Consider the following 2,075-nt stretch of genomic DNA (forward strand, 5'->3'; position numbering starts at 1 on the left):
GATACTTCTTCAATGCCCAAAGCTTGCGCTAAAAAGCAATACAACGAAGAACGCTTCTAGTTTAGACTAATTAATTAGTAGACAAACAGTTTTATGATATTAAAAAAGAATAAAGTTTGGGGGCAAGGGGTGTCTAAGATCGTTTCTGGAATTTTGAAGTTTAAGAAAGACGTCCACAGCAAAAAGAAGGAATTATTTGAAAAACTGTCTCAAGGTCAGGCACCTGAGGCTTTGTTTATTACCTGCTCGGATTCGCGCATAGATCCTAATCTATTAGTCCAAACCGAGCCTGGTGAGCTGTTTATTATTCGAAACGCAGGAAATATTGTCCCTCCGCATAGTAGTCAAACAGGTGGCGTGACAGCCTCGATTGAATATGCTGTTGCGGCCTTGCAGGTCAAGCACATAGTGATCTGTGGTCATTCATGTTGTGGCGCAATGCAGGGTGTTATGAATCCTCAGGCTGTCAGCGAGTTGCCTCATGTCTCACAGTGGCTGTCTTTCTCAAATGCGGCACTACAAGTAGTAAAAGAAAAATACCCTAACGATTCCGATCAAGAGCAGTTAAACCACTTGATTGAGCAGAACGTACTTCTTCAAACTCAGCACTTGGTGACGCATCCGCAGGTTGCAGCAAAACTCGCAACCGGAAAAATAACTTTGCATGCTTGGTATTACGATATTGGCAGTGGCGATGTTAGAGCATACGACGAAAGTTTGGCCAAGTTTGTGTCGGTGGAAGAAAAGTACAAAGATCTAGCAAAAGCAATGATCGTTGAGCAAGATCAATGCGGCTCTAATCACGATTGCTAATGGAAGAATAACTATAGAGCAAAAGCGCTCTGTAAATACAAAAATAATAAGGTAACTATGACTGACTTACCCCAGATTACCCATAAAAGAGCTTGTCATTTGTGCGAGGCCATCTGTGGCTTAGATATTGTTACACAAGGTGATCAGATCCTCAGCATTAAAGGAGATAAAGATGACCCCTTGAGTCGAGGTCACATATGTCCGAAAGCGATTGCGTTGCAAGATTTACATGAAGATCCAGATCGTATTAAAAAACCGATCAAGAGAGTGGATGGCGAGTGGGTAGAAATTCCTTGGGAACAGGCGTTTTCAGAGATCGCTGAGCGAGTCGCGGCGCTTCAAGGTGAACATGGTAACGACAGTCTTGCCGTGTATGCAGGTAACCCAAACGTCCATAACTACGGTAATTTAACGCATGGCAAATTACTCAGAAAGGCATTACAAACTAAGAGTAATTTTTCGGCCACTTCATTAGACCAATTGCCGCATCACTTCGTTGCTTTGTATTTATTTGGACATCAGTTCTTAGTGCCAGTACCTGATGTTGATCATACAGATTATTTCCTTATGTTTGGTGCAAATCCTGTTGCGTCAAACGGCAGTATGATGACCGTTCCTGACATAAAAAAACGTTTGAAGTCGATTCAAGAGCGACAGGGTAAGGTCGTCGTATTCGACCCGAGACGCAGTGAGACCGCCGACGTTGCAGACGAGCATTATTTTGTTCGTCCGAGCAGTGACGTATACGTTTTATTGGCGATGCTGAGATATGTTCTTGAGAACAAAGATACGCCGACAGATTTAGGCGTCGAAGTGCTTGGTACAGAGCAGCTTTACGATATGCTTGCGTCGTTCTCAATAGAAAAAGCGGCTCAACAATCAGGTATTAGTGCTGACGAGCTTAAGCATGTGTTTGATGCGTTTTTGAATGCTGATAAGGCTGTTATCTATGGGCGAATGGGTGTGTCTACTCAGCGCTATGGGACAATATGCCAGTGGGCGATTCATCTAATCAATCTCTATAGCGGAAATCTCGATAAGCAAGGTGGCGCAATGTTTCCCTCATCGGCAGTTGGGTATGTGAAACCTGGCGAACCTGGCCGTGGTCATTACGCGAAATATCATAGTCGAGTATCTGGACTTCCTGAATTTGGAGGGGAGTTGCCGAGCACTGTATTGGCTGAGGAGATTTTGACGGAGGGAGAAGGTCAATACAAAGCCTTGTTTACCATGGCTGGTAATCCTGTGTTATCTGCTCCGAA

At 43.9% G+C, this 2,075-nt stretch carries 2 protein-coding genes; both read left to right on the plus strand.

Annotation, left to right across the window (positions count from 1 at the left end; genetic code table 11):
* Positions 1-129 precede the first annotated feature (129 nt).
* Positions 130-813: a carbonic anhydrase gene (locus A3738_RS12140; RefSeq protein ID WP_156502696.1), complete on the plus strand. Its 684-nt coding sequence runs from the start codon at positions 130-132 to the stop codon at positions 811-813.
* Between the two features lie 99 nt (positions 814-912).
* Positions 913-2,075 (plus strand): molybdopterin-dependent oxidoreductase (locus tag A3738_RS12145; protein WP_197473829.1); only part of this gene is annotated, 1,163 nt, incomplete at its 3' end.

Source organism: Oleiphilus sp. HI0066, assembly GCF_001635725.1.